At 46.2% G+C, this 25,129-nt stretch carries 22 protein-coding genes and 1 pseudogene; 12 read left to right on the top strand and 11 right to left on the bottom strand.

Annotated elements, in window-relative coordinates; translation table 11 throughout:
• The first annotated feature begins 91 nt into the window (after positions 1 to 91).
• From AUL54_RS05820 to AUL54_RS05805, 4 genes and pseudogenes are all read left to right on the top strand, one after another.
• Positions 92 to 1,834 (top strand): phospho-sugar mutase, encoded by a 1,743-nt coding sequence (locus AUL54_RS05820; protein ID WP_060963201.1) that lies wholly within the window; start codon positions 92 to 94, stop codon positions 1,832 to 1,834.
• Between the two features lie 142 nt (positions 1,835 to 1,976).
• Complete coding sequence (locus AUL54_RS05815; RefSeq protein ID WP_060963200.1) at positions 1,977 to 3,134, top strand: GAF domain-containing sensor histidine kinase; 1,158 nt, start codon at positions 1,977 to 1,979, stop codon at positions 3,132 to 3,134.
• Positions 3,115 to 3,758 (top strand): annotated as a pseudogene (locus AUL54_RS05810) (response regulator). Before AUL54_RS05815 ends, AUL54_RS05810 begins: the two are co-directional and overlap by 20 nt.
• The gene (locus AUL54_RS05805; RefSeq protein WP_060963199.1) at positions 3,759 to 4,283 is read left to right on the top strand and encodes an NADPH-dependent FMN reductase; all 525 of its coding nucleotides are present in this window, start codon (positions 3,759 to 3,761) and stop codon (positions 4,281 to 4,283) included. It begins immediately after the preceding pseudogene.
• Between the two features lie 14 nt (positions 4,284 to 4,297).
• On the opposite strand, the gene AUL54_RS05800 is transcribed toward AUL54_RS05805, so the two are convergent.
• Entirely contained in the window at positions 4,298 to 4,540 is a 243-nt protein-coding gene (locus AUL54_RS05800) for a YhdB family protein (RefSeq protein ID WP_016938402.1), read from the bottom strand.
• A 190-nt stretch (positions 4,541 to 4,730) separates the two neighbouring features.
• On the opposite strand from AUL54_RS05800, the gene AUL54_RS05795 reads away from it, so the two are divergent.
• Positions 4,731 to 5,054: a DUF3889 domain-containing protein gene (locus tag AUL54_RS05795; RefSeq protein ID WP_060963198.1), complete on the top strand. Its 324-nt coding sequence runs from the start codon at positions 4,731 to 4,733 to the stop codon at positions 5,052 to 5,054.
• Between the two features lie 41 nt (positions 5,055 to 5,095).
• Here the strand turns inward: AUL54_RS05795 and AUL54_RS05790 are convergent, their stop codons facing one another.
• The 3 genes from AUL54_RS05790 to AUL54_RS05780 form a co-directional block, all read right to left on the bottom strand.
• Positions 5,096 to 6,553 carry a peptidoglycan endopeptidase LytF gene (locus tag AUL54_RS05790; RefSeq protein WP_060963197.1) on the bottom strand — a complete coding sequence of 486 codons (1,458 nt, stop codon included), beginning with the start codon at positions 6,551 to 6,553 and terminating at the stop codon, positions 5,096 to 5,098.
• A 178-nt stretch (positions 6,554 to 6,731) separates the two neighbouring features.
• Positions 6,732 to 7,166 (bottom strand): nitric oxide-sensing transcriptional repressor NsrR, encoded by a 435-nt coding sequence (gene nsrR, locus AUL54_RS05785; protein ID WP_060963196.1) that lies wholly within the window; start codon positions 7,164 to 7,166, stop codon positions 6,732 to 6,734.
• A gap of 135 nt (positions 7,167 to 7,301) precedes the next feature.
• A complete protein-coding gene (locus AUL54_RS05780) occupies positions 7,302 to 8,816 on the bottom strand; it encodes a mechanosensitive ion channel (RefSeq protein WP_060963195.1) in 1,515 nt (504 codons plus the stop codon).
• 176 nt (positions 8,817 to 8,992) lie between these two features.
• Between AUL54_RS05780 and AUL54_RS05775 the strand changes: the two genes are divergently transcribed.
• Positions 8,993 to 10,399, top strand: coding sequence for a SpoVR family protein (locus AUL54_RS05775; RefSeq protein ID WP_060963194.1), 1,407 nt, complete (start codon positions 8,993 to 8,995; stop codon positions 10,397 to 10,399).
• 36 nt (positions 10,400 to 10,435) lie between these two features.
• Here AUL54_RS05775 and AUL54_RS05770 read toward each other — a convergent pair whose 3' ends face one another.
• On the bottom strand, positions 10,436 to 11,815 hold the full coding sequence (locus AUL54_RS05770) for an alkaline phosphatase PhoA (protein WP_060963193.1): 1,380 nt from the start codon (positions 11,813 to 11,815) through the stop codon (positions 10,436 to 10,438).
• Between the two features lie 460 nt (positions 11,816 to 12,275).
• On the opposite strand from AUL54_RS05770, the gene AUL54_RS05765 reads away from it, so the two are divergent.
• Positions 12,276 to 13,100: a C40 family peptidase gene (locus tag AUL54_RS05765; protein WP_060963192.1), complete on the top strand. Its 825-nt coding sequence runs from the start codon at positions 12,276 to 12,278 to the stop codon at positions 13,098 to 13,100.
• A gap of 68 nt (positions 13,101 to 13,168) precedes the next feature.
• Here the strand turns inward: AUL54_RS05765 and AUL54_RS05760 are convergent, their stop codons facing one another.
• Positions 13,169 to 14,044, bottom strand: coding sequence for a transcriptional regulator CitR (locus tag AUL54_RS05760; RefSeq protein WP_060963191.1), 876 nt, complete (start codon positions 14,042 to 14,044; stop codon positions 13,169 to 13,171).
• 109 nt (positions 14,045 to 14,153) lie between these two features.
• Here AUL54_RS05760 and AUL54_RS05755 point away from each other — a divergent pair, with 109 nt between their 5' ends.
• The 4 genes from AUL54_RS05755 (at position 14,154) to AUL54_RS05735 (ending at position 19,432) form a co-directional block, all read left to right on the top strand.
• Positions 14,154 to 15,257 (top strand): citrate synthase/methylcitrate synthase, encoded by a 1,104-nt coding sequence (locus tag AUL54_RS05755; RefSeq protein WP_060965061.1) that lies wholly within the window; start codon positions 14,154 to 14,156, stop codon positions 15,255 to 15,257.
• A gap of 79 nt (positions 15,258 to 15,336) precedes the next feature.
• A complete protein-coding gene (locus AUL54_RS05750) occupies positions 15,337 to 16,206 on the top strand; it encodes an SDR family oxidoreductase (RefSeq protein ID WP_060963190.1) in 870 nt (289 codons plus the stop codon).
• Positions 16,207 to 16,554: 348 nt separating this feature from the next.
• Positions 16,555 to 17,952: a branched-chain amino acid transporter BcaP gene (locus AUL54_RS05740; protein WP_060963188.1), complete on the top strand. Its 1,398-nt coding sequence runs from the start codon at positions 16,555 to 16,557 to the stop codon at positions 17,950 to 17,952.
• A gap of 124 nt (positions 17,953 to 18,076) precedes the next feature.
• Positions 18,077 to 19,432 (top strand): sodium-dependent transporter, encoded by a 1,356-nt coding sequence (locus tag AUL54_RS05735; protein WP_049628811.1) that lies wholly within the window; start codon positions 18,077 to 18,079, stop codon positions 19,430 to 19,432.
• 129 nt (positions 19,433 to 19,561) lie between these two features.
• Here the strand turns inward: AUL54_RS05735 and AUL54_RS05730 are convergent, their stop codons facing one another.
• The 4 genes from AUL54_RS05730 to sigM form a co-directional block, all read right to left on the bottom strand.
• A complete protein-coding gene (locus AUL54_RS05730) occupies positions 19,562 to 20,914 on the bottom strand; it encodes an IS1182 family transposase (protein WP_060963187.1) in 1,353 nt (450 codons plus the stop codon).
• Between the two features lie 110 nt (positions 20,915 to 21,024).
• The gene (locus tag AUL54_RS05725) at positions 21,025 to 21,315 is read right to left on the bottom strand and encodes an anti-sigma-M factor (RefSeq protein ID WP_003155315.1); all 291 of its coding nucleotides are present in this window, start codon (positions 21,313 to 21,315) and stop codon (positions 21,025 to 21,027) included.
• Positions 21,303 to 22,376, bottom strand: a complete 1,074-nt coding sequence (locus tag AUL54_RS05720; RefSeq protein WP_060963186.1) for an anti-sigma factor — start codon at positions 22,374 to 22,376, stop codon at positions 21,303 to 21,305. The genes AUL54_RS05725 and AUL54_RS05720 overlap by 13 nt, the downstream gene beginning before the upstream one ends.
• Positions 22,369 to 22,860, bottom strand: coding sequence for an RNA polymerase sigma factor SigM (gene sigM / locus AUL54_RS05715; protein ID WP_003155312.1), 492 nt, complete (start codon positions 22,858 to 22,860; stop codon positions 22,369 to 22,371). Before sigM ends, AUL54_RS05720 begins: the two co-directional genes overlap by 8 nt.
• Positions 22,861 to 23,098: 238 nt before the next feature.
• On the opposite strand from sigM, the gene AUL54_RS05710 reads away from it, so the two are divergent.
• Positions 23,099 to 23,698, top strand: coding sequence for a lysophospholipid acyltransferase family protein (locus AUL54_RS05710; RefSeq protein WP_045927079.1), 600 nt, complete (start codon positions 23,099 to 23,101; stop codon positions 23,696 to 23,698).
• Positions 23,699 to 23,743: 45 nt separating this feature from the next.
• Here AUL54_RS05710 and AUL54_RS05705 read toward each other — a convergent pair whose 3' ends face one another.
• Positions 23,744 to 25,078: a hemolysin family protein gene (locus AUL54_RS05705; protein ID WP_016938387.1), complete on the bottom strand. Its 1,335-nt coding sequence runs from the start codon at positions 25,076 to 25,078 to the stop codon at positions 23,744 to 23,746.
• Positions 25,079 to 25,129 lie beyond the last annotated feature (51 nt).

The raw sequence follows: 25,129 nt of genomic DNA, 5'->3' as shown, positions 1-25,129 counted from the left end.
TACATAAAGCGCTGTGTTAAGTTATCAAGTGACACGGACAGCCGCTTCATATTAAAATATGGTCATAAGCTGAAATTATAGGAGGACGAACATGAGTTGGAGTAAGAGTTACGAACGCTGGAATCAGGCCGAACAATTAGATTCAGAATTAAAAAAATTATTGGCGGACGCAGAAGGAAACGAGCAGCTGCTGGAAGACTTTTTCTACAAAAATCTTGAGTTCGGAACAGGAGGCATGAGAGGAGAAATCGGGCCGGGCACAAACAGAATGAACATTTACACGGTCCGCAAAGCATCCGCCGGGCTTGCTGCGTATATCGCAAAACAAGGAGAAGAAGCGAAAAAAAGAGGCGTTGCGATCGCGTACGACTCCCGTCATAAATCTCCTGAGTTTGCGATGGAAGCAGCCAAAACCCTTGCTTCCCAAGGCATTCAAACATACGTATTTGATGAGCTCCGCCCGACGCCTGAGCTGTCTTTTGCGGTGAGAGAACTGAACGCTTATGCGGGTATCGTCGTGACGGCCAGCCATAACCCGCCTGAATATAACGGATATAAAGTGTACGGCGATGACGGGGCACAGCTGCCGCCGAAAGAAGCGGACATCGTCATTGCGGAAGTGAATGCGATTGAAAATGAATTAACGATTCAAGTTGAAGATGAACAGGCGTTGAAGGAAAAAGGTTTAATTAAGATCATCGGCGAAGAAATTGATACATCCTATACTGAAAAACTGACTTCCATCTCCGTCCATCCCGAGCTTTCGGAAGAAGTCGACGTGAGCGTCGTGTTCACTCCGCTGCACGGCACGGCGAATAAACCGGTACGCCGCGGTCTCGAAGCGCTAGGTTACAAAAACGTCACTGTCGTAAAGGAACAGGAGCTTCCGGATCCGGATTTTTCAACCGTCAAATCGCCAAATCCTGAAGAGCACGCGGCATTCGAATATGCCATTAAACTGGGAGAAGAACAAAACGCCGATATTCTCGTCGCTACGGACCCGGATGCCGACCGTCTCGGCATTGCCGCAAAAAACAGTGAAGGCAAGTATACGGTGCTGACGGGGAACCAGACAGGCGCGCTTTTATTGCACTACCTGCTTTCTGAAAAGAAAAAACAGGGCGTCCTTCCTGAGAACGGCGTCGTCATGAAAACGATTGTCACAAGTGAATTGGGCCGCGCCGTCGCTTCATCGTTCGGGTTAGATACGGTCGACACGCTGACAGGCTTCAAATTTATCGGTGAAAAGATCAAAGAATATGAAAAAACCGGACAATACACGTTCCAGTTCGGGTATGAAGAAAGCTACGGCTACTTAATCGGCGATTTCGCGCGTGACAAAGATGCGATCCAGGCTGCGCTGTTAGCCGTCGAAGTATGCGCCTTTTATAAAAAGCAGGGCATGTCGCTTTATGACGCGCTGCTGTCCATTTTTAAAGAATACGGTTATTACCGTGAAGGTTTGAAGTCATTGACGTTAAAAGGAAAACAGGGAGCAGAGCAGATTTCCGCTATCCTGACGTCATTCCGAAACGATCCGCCGAAGCAGATGGCCGGAAAACAAATCACGCAGGCTGAAGACTATTCAACGGGAAAACGGACTGTATTTGCCGATCATCGTGAAGAAGATATTGATCTTCCGAAGTCAAATGTTCTGAAATATTTCCTTGAAGACGGCTCTTGGTTCTGCCTCCGTCCATCCGGAACGGAGCCGAAAGTCAAGTTCTACTTCGCAGTGAAGGGAACTTCTTTACAAGACAGCGAACAGCGTCTTGCCGCATTATCTGAAGCCGTCATGAAAACGGTGGATGCCATAGTGGAAAAAACGAAATAAACAAAAAACCGCCGGAAGCGATATCCGGCGGTTTTTTTACGCCTCATCCGAAAGTATGAGGAAAAATCATGCTGAAGCAAAGGCAAATACAGATTAGAATTGATATAATATGGATAATTCTGAATGGCCGGAGTGAGGGAGTTTGACGAAAACGACGGTAGAAACCTTAAAAACCTTAAAAGCGATTGCGGAAACCTTAAACCAATGCCACGATATGAAGGAAGCGCTTGATAAAGTCCTGCGCGAACTGCTCAGCCTGACCGGGCTGCAGACAGGGTGGATTTTTCTGATTGATCCGGACGGGTCCTATACGCTCGCCGCATCCGCTTATTTACCGCCGGCTCTCGGTCAGCGGGAAAACGCATTAATGTGCAGCGGGGACTGCTATTGTCTGACCAAATTCAGCAATGGCGGATTGACCAAGGCTGTAAACATTATGAATTGTAAACGGATTGAATTTGCGGAACAGACGACGGACTGCAGCGACACCGAAGGCATTACCCATCATGCGACTGTTCCGCTTGAAGACGGCGGCCGGACATTCGGTTTATTAAACGTCGCTGCAGGAGAAAAGACGTTTTTCAGCGAAGAAGAACTGCATCTTCTTGAAGGGGTCGCATTCCAAATCGGAACGGCGATCCAGCGGATGAAACTGGCCGAATTTGCGCAGCAGAACGCCCTGCTGATGGAACGGAGCAGACTGGCGCAAGAGCTGCATGATTCCGTCAATCAGATGCTGTTTTCCGTCAGCTTAACGGCAAAAGCCGCTAAAAGCTTTACAGATGATGAACGGCTCCGGCAGATGATTACGTTCATCCAAGAGCTGTCGCAGGATGCGTTGACAGAAATGAGGACGCTTATTTGGCAGCTGAGACCGGAAAGTTTAACGAAAGGGCTGTATGCGTCGATCAAAAGCTATGCCGCTCTCATCGGTCTGGAAGCCGTCTGTGACATGGAAGATGAACTGAAGCTTACGGATGAACAGGAACACGCGCTTTGGCGGATCGCTCAAGAAGCCTTGAATAACTGTAAAAAGCATGCGGGAACGGACCGGGTTATCATTTCTGCCGTTAAAAAGCCGGATCATGCTGAGCTTCGCATTATCGACCATGGAGCGGGCTTCAGCGCTGATGCGCATGCGGGACTGCCGTCACTTGGCATTGCGGGTATGAAATCGCGCGCCGAAGCAATCGGAGGCCGGTTTGCATTGCAATCTGAGCTTGGCGCCGGTACGATTGTCTCCGTTCGGCTTCCATTTTACGGGATAGGAGGTCTGATTGATGAAAATTGTGATCGCTGATGATCATCACGTTGTCCGCAAAGGACTGCGCTTTTTCTTCGCCACTCAGGAAGATATTGAAGTTGTCGGTGAGGCGTCTACCGGTGCTGAAGCGCTTCAGCAAGCTGAACTAACGAAGCCTGACATCGTTTAATGGATTTATCAATGCCTGATATGGACGGCATTGAAGCGGCAAAAATCGCGGCTGAACGATTTCCGGACATCCGTATCGTCGTTTTGACGAGCTATTCCGACCCGCAGCATGTCATTCCCGCCCTTAAAGCCGGGGCCAAAGCGTATCAGCTGAAAGACGCCCAGCCCGATGATTTAGTGAAAACACTCCGGGAAGTGTATTCCGGACGGTACCGGCTCTCTGCGGATATTGTGCCTCACGTGCTGACACATATGGTTCAGGAGGATCAGGATAAGGAAAAATATGATCAGCTGACTCCCCGTGAAAAAGATGTTCTTCAAGAAATAGCCAAAGGGAAAAGCAATAAGGAAATTGCCGCAGCTCTGTTTATTTCTGAAAAAACAGTGAAGACCCATGTGTCCAATCTGCTGTCAAAGCTGAATCTTTCAGACAGGACACAAGCGGCATTGTATGCCGTAAAATACAATGTTTCCGGAAAGGCGGTAAACTAAATGAGCATATTAGTGATCAGCGGCACGCCGAGAAAAAACGGGCGGACAAGAATTGCCGCTTCGTATAACAGAGACCGGTTTCAAACCGATTTTATTGATTTAAGCAAAAGTGAACTGCCGCTTTATAACGGTGAAGAAGAACAGAACGATCTGCCCTCAGTGCAAGAGTTAAGGCGGCAGGTGAAAAAGTCGTCTGCCGTCGTCTTATTATCTCCCGAGTATCACAGCGGCATGAGCGGCGCTTTAAAAAACGCCATTGATTTTTTAAGCAGTGACTGCTGGAGATACAAACCGGCGGCCATCATTGCAGCGGCGGGCGGGGGAAAAGGCGGCATGAACGCGCTGGCGAATATGCGGACTGTGATGAGGGGCGTCTATGCAAATGTCATCCCGAAACAGCTGGTCTTAGACCCGATTCACATCGACATGGAGCGCCGGACCGTATCTGAGGATATGGCGGTCAGCCTGACAGACATGATGGAAGAGCTGAATATGTTTACAAACATGGGGAATCCCGGCGCGTGACGCCGGGATTGTTTTTATGTCAGCATGGCTAATTGATCTTCATACGCGAGCTCTGCCGCATGATCAATATACCTGAGAAGGGAATACAGCTCTTTTTCAAGCACCGCATAATCAAGTTCAAAATGATATGCATGCAGAAAGTGCTCAATACGCTTTGATAACAAATCATCTTTCGTACGCACCATCAAAATTAATAAATTGTCCCATTGAGACCGGTGTGTGTAATATAAGGCTTTATCATAATCGGCATGATCCATCTTACGCTTCCCCTTTCAATGAGAAGTTCTCCGTTAGTGTATGCCGCCGAAGCCCGGATGCAACGGGGGAAAAGTTGGTGTCCGTATAAATTGGGCATAGCAATATGAGGGAGACATAAAATAAAAACGCATATCCGTCTCTTCTTTGGACACGCTAAGATTGACAAAAACGACTCAGGAGAACATAAAGATGAAATTCCTTCCATTTACGCTTGCCCTCTTGTTTTGCGGCATTCTCATTGCCTCAATCGCTGAAAAAGGGCATACAGAACACCTCGATCCATCAGCCGGAAAATGGGAGCAGCTTGCATGGAACCAGCTGGAACGTGAATACAAGGGGGCCGAGCTTACCGATTATTCGTACATGGGCCGTACGAAAGTAAACCGGGAACAGACGAAAGACGTGTTTCGCGTAACGGTGCAAACAAAAAAAGAGACGTTTTCCTCCCGTGCTGAAGTGTATTTTCACCCCGTGACTAAACATGTGATCAGCATTAATATTTTCAGGCTGTAAAAAAAGCTGCACAGCCTTTTCGGCTGTGCAGCTTGTCTGTATCAGAAGAATCGTTTCGCTCCGAGGTAGCGCTGTTTCCAATAGGAATTGTTCATGCTGGAAATGACGACACCCGAATCGTTGGCATTAATAAACTGTCCGTTTCCGAGATAAATGCCGACGTGAGAAGGACCGGCTTTATAAGTTGAGAAAAAGACAAAGTCACCGACCGCCGGCTGGCTGACTGATGTCATCGTATTCCAGTAGCCTGCGGCTGAAAGTCTGGATACGGAAGTGACCTTATTAAGAACGTAATAAATAAAACCGCTGCAGTCAAAGCCTCTCGGCGTTGTCCCGCCCCATACATACGGTACACCCAGCTGAGCTTTTGCGGCATCGATCATTACATTAATCTTCGCGCTTGTTGAACCTGTGCCGCCTGTGCTGCCGGACTGATTCGGTGTCGTGTTTGACTGCTGTCCTGTAATCGTCAGCTTCTGTCCGATTTGAAGCACATCTGTTTTCAAATTGTTTTTCTCGCGGATCTGCTGGGCGGTCACATTGAACTTTTGGGCGATCACCCATAAAGAATCCCCGCTTTTCACGGTATATGTAGTGGTTTTCCCTGTATCTCCGGACGGGTTCGGAGCTGACGGTGAAGACGAAGAACCGGAAGATGACGTTTTTGTCAGCTTCAGCACTTGTCCGACCCGCAGCATGTCTGACGTCAGTTTATTGATGCTTCTGATTTGCTGAACCGTCATATTGTATGCGTTTGCGATCTTCCAGAGCGAGTCTCCGCTTTTTACTGTATAAGATGATGTTTGCGTCTGGTTTTGATTTTTGTTTGAATTGTCTTTTGACGGCGTGTTTCCCGAAGAAGACGTTCCTTTTGTTTTCAGGACTTGGTTTACGTAGATCGTATCCGTTTTTAAGTTGTTTAATACTTTGAGTTCCGCAATGGTCATATTGACGCTGTTTGCGATCTTCCAGAGCGAATCGCCGAGTTTGACTTTATATGTCCCGGAAGATGAAGATGACTGATTTTTACTGCTGTTTGAGCTGCTGCCCGGCACGGTTTTTGTCTTGTCGGTGCTTGAGGAAACGTTCCCCCTCACTTGCAGCTTCTGTCCGGCGCGGATTAAGTCGCTTGACAGGCCGTTCAGTTTTTTCAGTTCCTGTACGGACATTTTAAAATCAGACGCGATCAGCCACAGCGAGTCTCCGCTTTTCACCGTATACACACTTGTCGTCTTGCTGCTGTTCTTTGAAGATGGCGCCGGGCTGCCGGAATCTGATTTGCCGTTAGGGATGTTGAGCGTCTGCCCGATGGAAATAACGGTGGATTTTAAATGATTGGCTGATGAAATGGCATCCACGCTTGTATTGTAGGTTTGGGCAAGCTTCCATAATGAATCTCCGCTTTTGACCTTAATCGTTTGTGCTTCTGCCGGTGTTACAGCTAACGCAGACCCGACAATCGCAGATGCAGTCAAACCGACCGCTACCTTTTTTTTCATAGTGAATCTCCTTTTTCCTGCGATGATTTTACTATCCCCATTCGTTGCAGCCGCAAGGTGAGGATAACAGTAATGATAATCTTTATATCGGCACTTGTCTGCAATCATTTATCATATTAGTAGAAATAGTTCTTTTTTCTTATGCAGGCATAAAAAAAGAAGGAATGCGGGCATTCCTTCAGCTTCTGAGCAGTCTCATAATCTCCTCTTTATTTTTGACCAGGTCCCTTAACGTATATTTGTCCAAAACGGCCAGATAAGCTTGCAGGGCTTCATTCAGCAGATTCTTTAAGTTGCAGGCGGGAGATATGATACAGAGATTTTTTTGGGAGTCAAAGCATTCTACGATGTTGAAGTCGTCTTCTGTATGCCGAACGACTTCTCCAATGTTAATGTCTTCCGGTTTCATTCCTAATCGGATTCCGCCTCCGCGGCCCCGGATCGTTTCCACATACCCGAGCTGTCCGAGACGGTAAATGACTTTCATGAGGTGGTTTTTAGAGATGGAATATGTGTCGGCGATTTCTTTTATGTTGGAAAGTTCTTCGGAATGTCTGGAAGCCAAAAAAATCAAAACGCGTAAAGAATAATCGGTATAGTTCGTTAATTTCATAGAATGACCTCGAAAAAAGAGATTTTGCTTCTGTTACAGTTTATCATATAGGATTTCAAAATGAAAAAAAAGGAATTTGCCCATCAATCTCAAAAAAAAAAAACGTGCGCTCCTTCCGAGCACACGTTTTTTTCGTTAAGACATCGGCGGTTTACGGTCATCAGCCGATTGATGTTTTTCAATTTTGCGGTCCAATTTCGCCAGATAACGGGAAGCAAATTCTTTTCCGCCAAGACCGAATGAAAGTCCGAAGGCAAGCGCGAAACCGCCCAGGATCAGAATAAATGCGGCATTTACGATCGTGTCGGCGACACCGAGCTGATCCAGCGCCATAAAGATTGAGAGCGTGATAATCGTATATTTCGCAAGAGGCGCCAGGAATCTGAATTCTTTCCCGCTCAGCATGCCGACAAGCAGTCTGCTGACAAGCTGTCCGGCCAAAAGCCCGATTCCGAGAATAAATACAGCGGCCAGAACATTAGGCAGGTAAGCGATAATCCCGGTCGCGATGACGACGAGAAATTCGAGATGAACCAGCTGCAGCGCCTCTGCCGTAAAGAGCAGGACGATGATGATCTGCGCAATCATGCCGACCGTTTGAGAAAGCGTAAGCTTCGGACGATCCGCCTGTTCAAAGCCCATTTTTCCGAGAAGAGAGTCAAACCCGGCCCGGTGCAGCAGCCCTGATACAATACTGTTTACCCATTTTCCGATCCAGATGCTGGCGATAATCAGCACAATACCGATGATGATATTAGGAAGCATTGTAAAGACCGTGTTCAGCATGGCTGAGGCGGGTTCAGAAATGCCCGCAATATCAAGCCGGTCAAGCGCAGAAATGACCACCGGAATGAAAATCAGCACGTAGACAATCGTTCCGATGATTGCCGACAGGCTTGTATCCTTCAGGTAAATAGAAAGCCCCATACGTGCGGCAAGTCTTTCCGTGCCGATACTCGCCAGAAAGTTTGTGACGATATCACGGACGAGACGGGCAACAAGCCAGCCGATTAAGACAATCAGCGCCGCGGCGAATAATTTCGGTATAAAGGATAACACGCTTTGGATCATATGTGTAAACGGCCCTGATACTCCGCTGATTTGAAGAGCGGACAAGACGCCCGGCAGGAACAGGAGCAAGACGAAATAAAAAACGATTCGTGAAGCGGCCGTAACGGACTTGCTCATCTCCGCCTCTTCAGAAACCATGGTCCATTTTCTGATCCAGCCGTTTTCAGCCAGTTTCATGCCCGCTTTTTTGACGAGATAGCTGAAAAGCGAAGCAGCCGCCCATCCCAAGAGCAGAATCAAACCGGCTTTTAAAATGCTCGGCACAGCCGCCGTTATCGCCGACAGCATGCTGACAAAAGGCGAAGCCACGGTTGTCAGATGCAGAATGTTAAAGAATAGAATAAAAACGATAATTAATGCGATAAAATAAATGACTTTACTGATGACTTTTTCCGAGGAATAGCGCGCCGGCTTTTTTTCGGCGAACAGCCTGTCGTCGATTTTTGTTTTTTGCAGGCCTTTGTATACGGCTTTTTCAATGATTTTCGCAATGCCCCAGCCGATAAGCAGGACGAGCAGTGCAATGATCAGATTCGGCAGTTTGCTGAGATACGTAGTAAGCATGTCTGCTGTGTTCAAGTAGAATCGCTCCTTTTTCTTTTTTTTTATGGGGTATGGTGTGTGTTTTACCCACTTACATATAAAGCAAACGGGACGGATGTGCCGAAAGTTTTCAGACGGAAACCCGCCTGTTATTTCATCTTTTGAGAGGAGGGGTCATACATTATAAATAAGTCCAAGTAGGGGGGATTCGGTTGAACGCGGAGGAGACAAAAGGTTTACAGCGGGCAATTGAGGAAATAACCGACATTGCGAAGGGTTTCGGCCTTGATTTCTACCCGATGAGATACGAAATTTGCCCGGCTGAAATTATTTATACATTCGGCGCGTACGGCATGCCGACGAGATTCAGCCACTGGAGTTTCGGCAAACAATTTCACAAGATGAAACTCCATTATGATCTTGGTTTGAGCAAAATTTATGAGCTTGTCATTAATTCCAACCCTTGCTACGCTTTTTTGCTGGACAGCAATTCGCTGATCCAAAATAAATTAATTGTAGCCCATGTCCTGGCCCATTGTGATTTTTTCAAAAATAACTGCCGCTTTCAAAATACGAACCGGGACATGGTCGAGAGTATGGCGGCTGCGGCGGAGCGGATTAAGCATTATGAAAGAATTCACGGAATTAAAGAGGTGGAGTCCTTTTTAGATGCCATTCTGGCGGTTCAGGAGCATATTGATCCGTCGCTCGTCAGGCCGAAGCTGCAGTGGAGCGTCGATGACGAGGAGGACGACGAAGAGGAAAACGCGTCATCGCCTTACGATGATTTATGGGGAATGGATAAGCCGAAGCCGGTTAAAAAGAAAAAAGGGAAAAAAGCGTTTCCGCCCCGGCCGGAAAAAGACATTCTGCTGTTTATCGAGGAGCATTCCCGGGAGCTTGAACCGTGGCAGCGAGATATTTTAACCATGATGAGAGAAGAAATGCTGTATTTCTGGCCTCAGCTGGAAACAAAAATCATGAACGAAGGCTGGGCATCCTATTGGCATCAGCGGATTATCCGCGAGCTTGATTTGACTTCAGATGAAGCCATCGAATTTGCGAAGCTGAACGCAGGCGTCGTTCAGCCGTCAAAAACGGGAATCAACCCGTATTATTTAGGGCTGAAAATTTTTGAAGACATTGAAGAGCGCTACGACAATCCGACAGAAGAAATGAAAAAAACAGGGGTAAAGCCCGGTTCCGGCCGTGAAAAAATGTTTGAGGTCAGGGAAATTGAATCAGATATTTCTTTTATCCGCAATTATTTGACGAAAGATCTCGTGCTGCGCGAGGATCTGTATTTATTCCAAAAGCAGGGCAGGGACTATAAAGTGATCGACAAGGAATGGAAGGCCGTCCGCGATCAGCTCGTGAACATGCGGGTAAACGGCGGGTTTCCTTATCTGACCGTCAATGATGGGGATTATCTGAAGAATAATGAGCTTTATATTAAGCATTGGTATGAGGGAATTGAGCTTGATCTGAAATATTTGGAGAAGGTGCTGCCGTACTTGTACCAGCTGTGGGGCAGGAGCGTGCATATCGAATCAGTTCTTGAAGATAAGGAAGTGATGTTCTCGTATGACGGCAAAGGAGTGCACCGGAGATATCTGTAAAGAAAAAAGGATGCAGGAAAACCCCGCATCCTTTTTTTATTTGCCGTTTTTTAGAATGTGAAAGATCTTTTTCGCCTGGTCCGTGTTGTTTAATAGGCCTGTAAACGATTCTTTGCCCGGTCCGTATGTGTAAACCGGAACTTCTTCGCCGGTATGATCGCCGGTTGTCCAGCCGCTGTTGGTTTTCGCATTAAAGAGCTTAATGATCGCTTTGTAGGCGCCCTTGTCCTTATCTTGCTTTGCCGCCGTTTCGATCTGGTTGATTTCGGCTTTTGAGCATTTCAGGCCGGTATAACGCGCAAGTACGGAAGATACGGATTTGCCCGCTTTGATTTGGTCAGCCATAAATGCCGGTGTTTTTTTCGCGGCAAGAATCGGTTCAACATGCCAGTTTTTATCGTTATTCGCGCCGATCGTCAATCCGCCGGTCGTATGATCAGCAGTGGCAATGACAAGCGTATGTTTGTCCTTTTTGGCAAATGCGATCGCTGCTTTATACGCTTTTTCAAAATCCTTCATTTCGCTCATTGCGCCGACGATATCATTGTCATGTCCCGCCCAGTCAATTTGGCTGCCTTCGACCATTAAGAAAAACCCTTTTTTATTCTTATTCAGTCTGTCGATCGCCGCTGTTGTCATGTCTTCTAATGAAGGCACGTCGTTTGAGCGGTCGATTGCTTTGTCGAGTCCGCCATCGGCAAACAGGCCGAGAACGTTTTTATTGCGGTCCTTTTTAAGCTCCTGTTTTGATGTCACGTAGCTGTATCCCGCTTTTTTGAAATCCTTCGTTATATTGCGGTCTTTACGGATAAAGTTTGATTTGCCGCCGCCGAGGAGTACATCCACTTTCTGCTTCCCGTTGATGCGGTCATCAAAGTAGCTGCTTGCGATTTCATCCATATTTTTTCTTGATTTGTTATGCGCGCCGAAAGCCGCAGGGGTGGCGTGGGCAATCTCTGAAGTTGCGACAAGTCCGGTGGATTTGCCTCTTTGTTTCGCTTCTTCGAGGACAGATTTTACCCGCTTTCCTTTTTTATCGACTCCGATCGCCGCGTTATACGTTTTCACGCCGGTGGCCATTGCCGTGCCGGCTGCCGCGGAATCGGTGATAGTGGAATCAGGATCGTCGGGATAAGTCATCATCATCCCGGTGAGATTGGGGTCAAATGCCGTCAGTTTCATGCCGTCTGAAGGCTTTCCTTTGTTAATGACCGAACGGTAGGCGTTCATGTATGGCGTTCCCATTCCGTCTCCGACCATGAAGATGACGTTTCTGATCTCATTTTTGTCAGGCTGTTTTTTTGCCGCAGCCTGTTCGGAGTGCTGAAATCCCGCACCCGCAATCAAACCGGCTGTCAGCACGGATACGGCTGCCGCCGGCAGAAGTTTTGACCGAACCTGTTTAAATAGACTCATTCTCAAATCGTCCTCCTTTAATCGTGGTCTGCATGTCTAATGGTAGGGGATGTTTGTAAAGAACGCCTGTCCCTCCTGTAAATTTCAGGTGAAACATTGTTAGAAATGTAAATTCCCAAGTAAGGTTATGTTTTCAAGAAAATGTGAAAATCATTCACTTTTTCAAAAAAGATGAGGGTTTTTTTAACAAGGGGTAATATGGGAAATAAATTTCTTTATTTTCCAAAACACGAGGATCACAGGAAAAAAACATGACAAAAAGACTCTTTTTTCGTCACGTTTGAAATCAAATTGAAATATTTAATACCCTTAAAAACTTTTTTCAAAAACGAATTAGTAAGAAATTTGTCACGGGAAGTCAAGTCTATTTCTAGTGGAAATTGAACCTTATAATAGGAAACAGATAAAAACTTTAAAAAATAGACTTATAAAATAGATAGAATCATTCAGGGAGGAAAAAATGAAAAAGCAACTTGTTACAGCAACGACGGCAGTGGTTTTAGGGACGACTTTGTTTGCGGGTGCGGCATCTGCGCAAACAATTAAGGTAAAAAAAGGCGATACATTATGGGGACTTTCAAATCGGTACGGAACGTCAATTAATTCCATTAAATCTGAAAATAAATTAAAATCGGATATCATTTACATCGGCCAGACGCTTTCGATCAATGGTAAATCATCTTCAGGTTCAAATTCGGGCAGCAAGTCATCATCGTCTACATATAAAGTCGTAAAAGGCGACAGCCTTTGGAAAATTGCGAATAAATATAAAATGACTGTAAACCAATTGAAAAGCTTAAACGGTTTAAAAACGGACCTGATCCGCATCGGGCAAGTGCTTAAAGTAAAAGGATCAACTTCCGGTTCAGCGTCTTCAGGTTCTTCGTCATCAAAGCAGCCTTCATCCAGCCATAATGCTGCACAGACGAGCCTGAATGTAAACAAGCTGATTTCTGATGCGCAATCTTTAATCGGCACGCCGTATGTATGGGGCGGAACAACGACTTCCGGCTTTGACTGCAGCGGATTTATCTGGTACCTGCTGAACAAACAGACGAGTGTCGGAAGAACAAGCACTGCGGGTTACTGGAGCTCAATGAAGAGCGTGTCCAGCCCGTCTAAAGGCGACTTCGTCTTCTTTACAACATATCAGGCCGGCCCTTCACACATGGGTGTGTACATCGGAAACAACAAGTTCATCCATGCCGGTTCTGACGGCGTCGCAACAAGTGACCTGAATAACAGCTACTGGAAGCCGCGCTACCTGGGTGCGAAAAGATTCTAGCAGCCAGAGAAACCCGTTCATCAGAACGGGTTTTTTATTTAGACGGAACAGCGCTCCATTTGTTTCACCTAAAAATGAAAATGTGATAAAAAATCTAAAAAGGTTTTCTTTTTTTCATTTTCATGGAGGGCGATGGCGTAGGCGCCCGCGCTCGGCATCTGGGCGAAATCGCACGGGATTTCTATTATGCTGCCTTCGGCGAGTTCGGCCCGTACCGCTGACAGAGGCAGAAATGAGACGCCCAGCCCCTCTTTAATAAATCGTTTCGTAATATGTGTCTGTGTCACCTTCATCGTTCTGACAAAGGGGAACTGTATTCTGACCTGACGGAGCAAATCATCCCAATAGTCAGGATGGTTATGGGTCAAAAGCAGATATCGTCCGAGCAGGTCTTTCACTTCATCCGCTTTCCCTGATCCTGGTTTTCGGCCGGGGGGCGCGACGAGCACAACGGGGTCATTGTACAGGGGGCGGCATGTGAGGGAAGATGATTGCACCTTTAAGCAGCTCAGTCCGATATCGGCTGAGCCGTTTCTGATTTGAGAGGCGATTTCTTCCGATTCGTAAATGGTGACCGTCATTTCGGTCTCTTTATTGTCCTCTGTGTAACGCTTCATGACAGACGGAAGAACGGTGTCGGCGATAAGCGGCGAAACAGCGAGCGTCAGCGTGTGGAAGTAGCCTTGGCGAACCCTGTGCAGCTCCGCCATGCTGTTTTCATAGTCTTCCAAAAGCCTCATGGCAAACGGAACGTATGCTTTTCCTTCCTCCGTCAATTGTATTTTCCGGCCGCTTCGCTGAAACAGCTTACAGCTGATTTCTTTCTCTAACAATTTTATATGAACGGTGACGGTCGGCTGGGATAAAAAAAGTGTTTCCGCCGTTTTTCTGAAATTCTCATATTTTGCTGCGGTGACGAAGGTGTGAAGCCATTTAAAATCCATAGATGCACTCCTCTGATTAAAAGTTTTAATTAATTCCCTTAAAAATATTCATTATTTTTTAAATATTATATTTACTATAATAACAGAAAGAGGATAAGGGGGAATGAAATTGATTTATCATGGATTGAAAGGAATTACTTGTGCAGAAACGGCGATCAGCCACATTGACGGAGAAAAGGGGCATTTGATATATCGCGGATATAACGCGAAGGATATCGCGCTCCAATCCAGTTTTGAAGAAGCGGCGTATCTCATCTTAAACGGGACGCTTCCTGATGAACAGCAATTGCTTGCGTTTCAGGAAAAACTTGCAGCCGAGCGCGGACTGCCGAAACATCTGATCGACCTGCTGGAAACGCTTCCGGACAATATGGACGATATGGCGGTGCTGAGAACGGCTGTTTCAGGTTTGGGGACAGATTCATTTACATATCCGCCTAAGCCGGAAGAAGCGATTAAACTGATTGCCGTCACACCGACGATTATTGCGTACAGATACCGCCGTAAACAAGGGCAGGAAGCACTGCCGCCTGAGGCGCGATACGGGCACGTTGAAAACTATTTGTATATGCTGACCGGCAGGCAGCCGTCCGAAGCTCAAAAGAAAGCGCTTGAAACGTATATGATTCTGGCGATGGAGCACGGGATGAATGCATCGACTTTTTCAGCGAGAGTCACCGTTTCCACTGAATCCGACTTAGTGTCTGCCGTCACTTCCGCACTGGGCACGATGAAAGGGCCGCTGCACGGAGGCGCGCCTTCCGGTGTAACGAAAATGCTTGAAGACATTGGACAGAAAGAAAACGCAGAAGCATATTTGACAGCAAAGCTTATGAGGGGAGAGCGCCTGATGGGCTTCGGGCACAGAGTATACAAAACAAAAGATCCGCGGGCGGAAGCATTGCGCATAAAGGCTGAAGAGGTGGCCGGAAATGATCCGTCGCTTGATTTGGCGCTTTATGTGGAGAAGGAAGCTATCCGTTTATTAGAGCAATATAAGCCCGGACGGAAGCTGTATACAAATGTAGAATTTTACGCGGCGGCCGTCATGCAGGCTATTGATGTGGATAATGCTTTGTTTACGCCGACTTTTTCGGCAAGCCGAATGGCGGGCTGGTGCGCACACGTGCTTGAACAGTCAGCTGACAACATGATTTTCAGGCCGTCTGCGCAATACACCGGAGCCTTTCCCGAAACGGCTCAGCAGCTTTAAGCATCGGCATATTTGTCCGTTTAGTGATCCGCACTCCGTGGTATCGTCTCAGTAATACCAAATGCAGGAGTGTGAGAACATGAATCCGATGGACAGACAGACAGAAGGTCAAAAACCGCAGGTGCAAAACCGCCAGCCCGGCACTGAGTCAGAAATGGAGCCGAAACCGCTCTTGGAATACCCGGATGTAAAAGGGTCGGGCAGACTAAAAGGAAAAGTCGCCGTCATCACGGGCGGAGACAGCGGCATCGGCGCAGCGGCTGCGATTGCTTACGCGAAGGAGGGAGCAGATCTTGCCATCCTGTACCTTGACGAACATGCCGATGCCGAGAGAACGAAAAAGCGTGCGGAAGAATGTCAGGCCGAATGCCTGTTAATTCCGGGAGACGTCGGTGATGAGGCGCATTGTCAGAAGGCGGTCCGGCAAGTGTTGGATCACTACGGAAAAATTGATATTCTTGTGAATAATGCCGCTGAGCAGCATCCGCAAAACGGGATCCTTGATATTACGGCTGAACAGCTGGAGAAGACCTTCCGCACAAACATGTTTTCCATGTTTCATATGACAAAGGCTGTGCTGCCTCATCTGAAAAGAGGGAGCGCCATTATTAACACAACATCTATTACCGCTTATCAGGGCGATACATCATTGATTGACTATTCGTGCACGAAAGGCGGCATCGTTTCCTTTACACGTTCGATGGCGAAGTCATTGGCCGATCAGGGGATCAGGGTAAATGCAGTGGCCCCGGGCCCGATCTGGACCGCTTTGATCCCTGCGACATTTACTGAAGAAAAGGTGGAAAAGCACGGTCTGGATACCCCGATGGGAAGACCGGGACAGCCTGCTGAACACGCCGGAGCCTACGTGCTTTTGGCTTCAGACGAATCTTCCTATATGACAGGACAGACCATTCACGTAAATGGAGGCAGATTTATTTCAACATAATCCTTAAGTCTTATCCCGCACTTTTAAAAGTGCGGGATTTTTATTTCTATATAATGTTAAAAAACCTGTCGTCAGGTCAATCGTGAATTCAAAGATGATAATAGGCGTTAACCCGCTGTAATAACGGGACGTTTTCCCATTCATGTTCTGTTTTGTAAATACATTAAATTTAATATAGAGAATTTTCAAAAAAGTTATTTTCATTTTTTTATTTTTCGTTATAATATGATGTAGGAGAAAGGAATGATGTATTGAGACATTTCATGCGAAAAATAAGAATTTAGTCATTATCGTTGTTGTTATCTGAATATTCTAACTTAAGAGATTGATATACAAGGAGTGAAGCGGATGAAGGGGAGCATATTCAGAAAGAAAAGCATTCAGGACCTGCTTGCCGCAACGGGCGGCGAAAAGTCGCTGAAAAGGGAATTGGGGGCCTTTGATCTGACCCTTCTCGGGATAGGGGCCATCATCGGAACGGGTATTTTTGTTTTAACCGGAACAGGCGCAGTTACGGCTGGACCCGGGCTGACCGTTTCATTTGTCATAGCCGCTTTAGCATGTTTATTTGCGGCTTTGTCATATGCTGAATTTGCTTCAAGCGTCCCGGTTTCAGGTTCCGTCTACACATTTACTTATGCGACATTGGGTGAACTTCTCGCGTTTATCATCGGATGGGATTTAATCTTGGAATATATGCTCGCCGTCAGCGCGGTTTCGGTCGGCTGGTCCGGTTATTTTCAATCATTTTTGGCGGGGGTCGGCATCCATCTTCCGACCGCATTAACGGCCGCTCCGGGTTCTGTTAAAGGCACGGTCACATTCTTTAATCTTCCAGCATTTGTTATTGTGCTTGCGATTACATTCCTTCTCTACTTAGGCATTAAGGAATCGAAGCGGGTCAATAATATTATGGTAATTCTGAAAATTCTGGTTGTTTTGTTGTTTATCGCCGTTGCGGCCGTATATGTCAAACCGCACAACTGGCAGCCGTTTATGCCGATGGGGTTCGGCGGTGTTTTCAGTGCCGCGGCGCTCGTTTTCTTCTCCTTTATCGGTTTTGACGCCGTCTCTTCCGCCGCAGAGGAAACGAAAAATCCGGCGAAGGATCTGCCGAAAGGAATTATTTTTTCATTAATCATCTGCACCGTGCTGTATGTGACCGTATCGGCGATTATGACGGGCGTTGTACCGTTTGCCGGTTTTGAAGGCGTTGACCATCCCGTTTCTCTCGTCCTGCAGATGGCGGGTCAGAATTGGGTGGCCGGGATTATTGATATCGGCGCAGTGTTGGGAATGACGACGGTGATGCTCGTCATGCTGTACGGCCAGACGAGGGTGATGTTTGCCATGTCCCGTGACGGTTTAGTGCCGGGGGCGCTTTCAAAAGTCCATCCGAAGCATAAAACGCCGCACGTGGTGACGTGGGTGTTCGGTATTCTGTCGGCATTGCTGGGAGCGCTCGTCCCGCTTGATGAACTGGCGAAGCTCGTAAACATCGGAACGCTTGCCGCGTTTGTCATGATTTCCGTGGCGGTTATCGTGCTGAGAAAGAAACAGCCTGATCTGCCGAGGGCTTTTAAATGTCCGGGAGTTCCCTTTATTCCGATGTTGTCCATTCTGTTCTGCGTGTTTTTGATTATTAACCTTGGCGCTGCCACTATCATCCGTTTCTTTATCTGGCTGATCATAGGTCTGGTGATTTATTTCTTATATTCGAGAAAGCATTCGAAATTAAACGGATAATTGGCAAAAGGAGCGGTATCTGCCGCTCTTTTTGTGTTTTTCAGAATAGTTAAACATATTGAAATGGGCTTAAGTTATCGCGGTGAATAAGGGATAATATAGGGCGGAAGGGAAGTGGAAAGTGGTGTCTGACCAAAAAAGGGTTCAATGGGCCTCAAAAATAGGATTTATTATGGCCGCCGCCGGTTCGGCGATCGGCCTGGGAGCCATTTGGAAGTTCCCTTACGTAGCGGGTACAAACGGGGGAGGCGCTTTTTTTCTTGTATTCGTCCTCTTTACCGTGCTTTTAGGCTATCCGCTTTTGCTCGGTGAATTTATTTTCGGAAGACGGAGCCAGACAAACGCGATTGATGCCTACAAACAAGCCGCGCCGAAGTCGGTATGGCACCTTACGGGTTATGTGGGTGTGGCGGCCTGTTTTTTAGTTTTGTCTTTTTACAGTGTTGTCGGCGGGTGGATTTTGCTCTATGTGCTGAAAGCCGTTACCGGTTCTTTATCCGGGCTCACTCAGGAGCAGTACGGCACGGTATTCGGGACGGTCATTGAAAATCCGCTCCAGACTCTCGCCGCACAGCTGGTATTTATGATCATGACGGTGGCGGTCGTCGCAAAAGGCGTGCAGAAAGGGATTGAACGTGTCAGTGCGGTGCTGATGCCGATTTTATTCGTGCTGTTTCTGCTGCTTGTGCTGCGTTCTGTCACGCTTGACCATGCCGTTGAGGGAATTAAATTTTTATTGGTTCCGCACTTTGAAGATTTGACGCCGGAATCCATCCTTTATGCTTTAGGACAGGCGTTTTTTACATTAACGCTCGGCGTATCGGTCATGGTGACGTACAGTTCGTATCTGCCGAAAAACCAAAACCTTCCGGGATCGGCGGGTTCCATTGTCATCATGAATGTGCTCGTCACGCTGTTTGCGGGACTGGCCATTTTTCCGGCGGTTTTTTCGTTCGGCTTTAAACCGGATGAAGGGCCTACACTGCTGTTTACCGTACTGCCGGCTGTGTTTGACCGGCTGCCGTTCGGCTCGCTGTTTTTCATCAGCTTTCTGGCGGTCTTTTTCTTTGCCGCACTGACTTCGGCCTTTTCGATGGTGGAAATTATCGTGGCGACTGTAGGGAAAGGTGATGAAACGAAAAGGAAGAAGCTGTCGTGGACAAGCGGTCTGCTCATTTTCTTAGTCGGAATTCCGTCGTGTTTATCATACGGTGTTCTCAGTGATGTTCATTTGTTCGGAAAAACGTTTTTTGATCTGGCGGATTTCACAGTGAGCAATGTGCTGATTCCGCTCGGCGCTTTATTAATATCAATCTTCATCCCGCTGAAAATACCGAAGCGGGAGCTGTTTGCCGAGATGAAAAGCGGTTCCGCCGTCGGCTATCGTTTCTTTCAGCTGTGGTATTTCCTTTTGAAATATCTTGTGCCGCTGGCTATCATTGTCGTATTGCTGCATTTAATCGGCGTTCTTTCATTTTAAAAAAACAGGCCCTGTCAAAGGGCCTCAGCTTGTAGAGAAAACGATGTTTTTTCTACAAGCTTTTTTGTTTTATACAGTTTCTTTAGATATTCATCAGGTTTCAGATGCAGAAAAAGAGCTCCCACATGCCTAGCCTTGTTTGGCTAGGTATGTGGCAATCTTCTTCATATTCTGGCATGCGGCTGTGAGGAGGACTTGCTCGCTCACATTCCGCTTTCCCCTCAACCTGCAATAGCGAAGCCCATGCAGCTGTTTTGAATCTGCAAAGCTTCGCTCTATTTTTTCTTTTCTTTTTTTGTAGAGGTTTTTTCCTGAAACAGACAAGCGATTTTGTCTGACCCTTTCTTTATGGTCCTCCCATACATGCCGGGTGATGACCTTTTGGCGGTTCTTTGATTTTGTGCATTGTGCAAGCAATGGGCATGCGGAACAGATTTCAGGATTTGATTTATATGACCGGTAGCCTTTTCGGTCAGTTGTTGAGTATGTAAGTGTTTGGTGATTTGGACAAATGTATCTATCTTGTTCACTGTCATAATGAAATTTCCATTTTGGAAACAAGCCTCTGGCAGGGTGATATCGTCTATAGGCAATAACGCCAAAAATATGGCGGTCAGCTAATCCTTTACAGATCGGGGTCGTTAAATAACCAGAATCAAGAGCGACGGCTTCTACATCAAAATCAAATCGTGCGATTTGGTGATCCAATCGGTCAAGATAAGGTACAGAATCATGGACATTTCCGGGCGTGACATAGGCGTCGGTGATAATGTTATGTTTCATATCCGTTGTTCGGTGATCTAAATAAAAGAAACCCTCCGGTTTATTTTCACGATACATATATCCACTTTCCGGATCAGTTGTACTGTGGCGGATCTCTTTTTCAGCTTTCACCTCCTCTTTGACTTTTAACGGCTTTTTTCCGTGTTCCTCCCGATCCTCTTGTATGGCTTCATTTAAATCCTTGATATAGTTTTGGGTATCCTGCGCAATTGTTTTTCTTGTGTATTTATGCTTGTTGGCATTGGCTTTCAGATGAGTTGAATCAGTGAATAGGACACGTCCGCCCACCATGTCATGATTGATGGCCTGAAGAACGATCTCATCAAAGATGTCTTGGAAGATGGTTGTATCTTTAAAGCGTGTGCGTCTGTTCCAGCTGATGGTGGAGTGATGCGGAACTGGATCATTTATGTTCAATCCGAGAAACCATCTGTATGCCATATTGTAGTAAATTTCTTTTTCGAGCTGTCTTTCTGAACGGATACCGTAGAGGTAGCCGATAAACATCATTTTGAATAAAATCAGCGGATCGAGTGAAGGGCGGCCTTTGTTTTCGCTGTAGTAAGGCTTAACCTTTTCAATGATAAAAGAGAAGTCTATGTGTTTATCAATTTTTCGAAGCAGATGATCTTCTTCGACGAGTTGGTCAAGCAAAACAAATTCGGCTGTGTTTTGAGAAGAGTTTCTTGTGTGGAACATGAGAAAGACACCGTCCTTTTTAGTCTTTCTTTTATTTTAATACAGGAGAATGGATATTTTAAGGAAAAATAAAGGCTGTCGAGATTTTCTCGACAGCCTTTATTTTATGGTTAAAAACCGAATTGCAGATTCGTATCAACCGCAACGATTGTATATACACATACAATGACGAAAAGGTTGAGGATGACGCCGAGCAGTCCCGGGCCCGTCCGGCCTTTTTTAATAAACAGCTCAATGATGCCGAACGGCACGGCGGCCATTGCAAACGGCAGCATCTGATAAGAATAGAAAGTTACATTGCTGATGATTGCCACGTTCAACAGCAGCAGCGACAAAATCGCGGTACCGACTGATATCCAGCCGAAAACATTATGCTCTTTAAAAATTCTTACCAATTCCATAATTCCACCTCACCGATGTTTGCTGCTTTTACTGTTTTGTTTTTCAGCAGACGTTCGATTTCTTTTGTCGGCCCCGTCACGACAGAGCCGTATACATTCATTCCGTGATGTTCGACATAGTCGATTCTGCTGCCCAGGTTCATGTCTTTGCGTTTCGATATCGCATGCGCCCATTTTTTATGGCGGGACATAAATTCAAGAGCGCTGGTGAATTGTTCTCTGTCTGTCTGTCCCTGCGCTTCAAAAGAGGAAGCCATCTTAGAATCTTTCCCGGGAAATCCTAACGGCTCGGCATAAGGACTGTCTTTCAGATTTTTCTCGGTTTCGACCGCGTTCCATAAAAACTTCACATCGTATTTTTTAAAGGCTGAATATATTTGGGAAGAAGGGTAGGCCCGGTCATAGGAAAGATAGACCTCAGCCACGCTGCCTTCAGGCAATTTTTTTAATGTCTGTCCGGCTCTGTCGACCGTACGTTTCTTTAAGCCGGAAGGATGGGCGAAATAATGCTTTGCCTGTGCCGCGTCTAAATCATAGTAGTTAACGGCAGGCGATTTGACCGTATCTAAAAACATTTCAATCCGTTCTCCGCCGACGGATTTCGTTTTTGTGCCGATCTGCTTTTGCAGCGGAAATTCTGTATTCATTCCAAACAGCTTCACCTGGCTTTTCAGCCCGGAGGTATCGACGAGGACGTTCGGCATTGTGGTCGCCACCGTCACGGCCGCGGTCTCCATTAATTGATTACCGGTGCTTTCTTTTCCTCCCAAACCATAATAGAGGTAGCTTCCTAAAGTGCAAAGCGGCAAAATCATCAAAGTGGAGATGACGGCGAGAACTGAAATCCGCAAATACGATTTGCGTTTTCCGTATGATAAAATGGCCTTCTGTTTTTCCGGGCTGATGCCGACGTCCCATTCCCGGTCGTCCTGCATTTCGCTTTCAATCAGCTCCTGATAGACTTCCAGCTTTTCCAGCTCTTCTTCAAAGGCGGCCATTTCCCGGTCGCTCATTTCTCCATTTTTGTATTGGTAAAAACGCTTTTTAAATTCTTCATTCATCATTAACACCTCTATTATAAAGTGCTTTCAGCCGCTGTCTGGCACGAAATAAAACACTTTTAAAATTAGCCTCTGAAATATTCATAATATGGGATGCTTCTTTGTAATTCAGTTCTTTTAAATAATACAGTGTTAAGGCCTCCCGATAATTGTCGGGAAGTTCGGACATATACCCTGTCAGCACTTCCTTGATTTCAATCTGATGAGCCGGGCTTTGAACAGCCGTCTGAAAAAGGCTCCCAATTAAGTCATCGGAAATGGTCACTTCCTTCTTATGTTTTCTGACATAATCTATAAACGCATTTCTCGCCACTTGAAAAAGCCATGGCTTTACTTTGCTGTGATCGTAGGAGTGAATGTGTATGTATGCCCTCATAAAGGTTTCCTGCAGCAAATCTTCAGCGAGATGCTTGTCTTTTGTCATGGAGAGCAGGAACCGGTAAACATCATTCATATACATTTGGTAAATTTCATCGATCGTCACTGCCTTTTCTCCCCTCTATGTTATACACGCATAAGAAAGGTTTAAAGTTGCACGTTCCATGCAAACGGCTTAAATTCATTTTCACCTCATCAAACACCATTTCTCTATAGTACCCAAAATCCGTCATAAAAGATAGAGATCGGCGGAGGAAAAATATATTTATTAGTACCAGGTAATAAAAAATATTGTTATAATAGAGAGAGAACACTTTTGATCATTACAACAAAGGAAGTGCGTTATGTATAAGTTTTGTGCAAATGCCATCAAATTCATTCTTTCTCTGCGCGGAGGAGTCAAAGTATACAATAAAGAGAATCTTCCGTCTGATAAAGGGTTCGTTATCGCGTGCACGCATGCGGGCTGGGTGGACGTCCTCACGCTCGGAGTCGGAATATTGCCTCATCAGATTCATTATATGGCGAAAAAAGAGCTGTTTCAGAAAAAGTGGATCGGAAGTTTTTTGAAGAAGATTCACGCGTTTCCGGTTGATCGTGAAAATCCGGGTCCGAGCAGCATTAAAACGCCGATTAAGCTTCTGAAGGAAGGGAAGATTGTCGGGATTTTTCCAAGCGGCACGAGAACTTCTGAAGACGTCCCGCTGAAAAGAGGGGCCGTGACCATCGCCCAAATGGGGAAAGCGCCGCTCGTTCCGGCCGCATACAGCGGACCGTCTGCGGGAAAAGAGCTGTTTAAAAAGGGAAAAATGCGGCTTATCATCGGCAAGCCGATTTTTTTGGAGGACTTTGCCGACCTTGCGCCGAAGGAGAGGCTTGCGGCCATGACAGAAGAGCTGAATGCCAGAATTAAAGACCTTGAGAAAAAACTGGAACAAATGTAAATAAAAAAGCTTGCCGTCTGTATCAGACGCGCAAGCTTTTTTTGGTTATGCTTCTTTTTGTTCGGCGGTTTCCAGCAGTTCATCAAACGCCAGTTTTTTTACTTCGATATATGCGACGTGATGGCCGTCAATTTCATTAATAATAAATTCACAGCCTTCTTCGATAATCGAGTCGTATTGTTCGACGTCGTATTTCTGTGTAAGGAACCAGCCGCCGATGGTGTCGACTTCGTCATTTTCCAAATGGATGCCGAGCAGTTCGTTCACTTGATCAATCAGAACCTTACCGTCAAGCATGTAATGGCCGTCGCCGAGTTTGCGGATTTCGTTGATTTCATCTATATCAAATTCATCACGGATTTCCCCGACGATTTCTTCGATGATGTCTTCAACGGTGACAAGTCCTGCGGTTCCGCCGTATTCGTCCGACAGAATCGCCATATGAACCCGCTCCTTCTGCATTTTCACAAGCAGGTCGTGAATCGGTGCCGACTCAATCACATGGATGATCGGATTGACAAATTCAGTAATCGGCGAGTCGACGGATACTTCGCCGCTGATGCAGGCGGTCAGCACTTCTTTAATATTAATGACGCCAATAATATTATCTTTGTCACCCTCTTCGACAGGGTAACGGGTATATTTTTCAATCTGAATGATGTCCATCATTTCAGAAATTTTGATATCATGCGGCAGACTGACGATTTCCGTACGCGGAATCATGATTTCTTTTGCAAGTCTGTCGTCAAATTCAAAGATTTTGTTCACGTATTTAAATTCAGACTGGTTGATTTCACCGCTTTTATAGCTTTCCGATAAAATGATGCGCAGCTCTTCTTCAGAGTGGGCAAGCTCGTTTTCTGACACCGGCTCCAGGCCGAACATCTTCGTTAAAAGACGGGCGGAGTTGTTCAGAAGCCATATAAACGGGAACATGATGCGGTAAAACCAAATGAGCGGTTTTGAAAACAGCATCGAAACGGCTTCCGCTTTTTGGATGGCGACTGTTTTCGGCGCTAATTCTCCGACGACCACGTGTAAAAACGTAATGACCGCGTAGGCGAGAATAAATGAAATAATGTGCGATAGTGAGCTTGGTACGTTTATCTTTGTGAAAAGCGGATGAAGCAGGCGTTCAATCGTTGATTCGCCTAAGACACCAAGACCAATTGAAGTCAATGTTATGCCGAGCTGACACGCTGATAAATACTCATCTAAATGCGTGGTCACTTTTTTGACACCGATTGCGGCTTTATTTCCTTCTGCTATAAGCTGGTCAACCCGTGAGCCTCTGATTCTGATTATCGCAAACTCAGATGCTACGAAAAATGCCGTCAGCGCGATTAAAACCGCGACTAAAATCAAATTCACAATGTCCAATTAGAACCTTCACTCCTTTTGGGAAGATGAAGGTAACACCTCCTGTTAGTA

It is taken from the genome of Bacillus sp. SDLI1 (assembly GCF_001553895.1).
GTDB classification, from domain to species: Bacteria; Bacillota; Bacilli; order Bacillales; family Bacillaceae; genus Bacillus; species Bacillus siamensis.
This window is presented reverse-complemented; position numbering and strand designations above follow the sequence as displayed.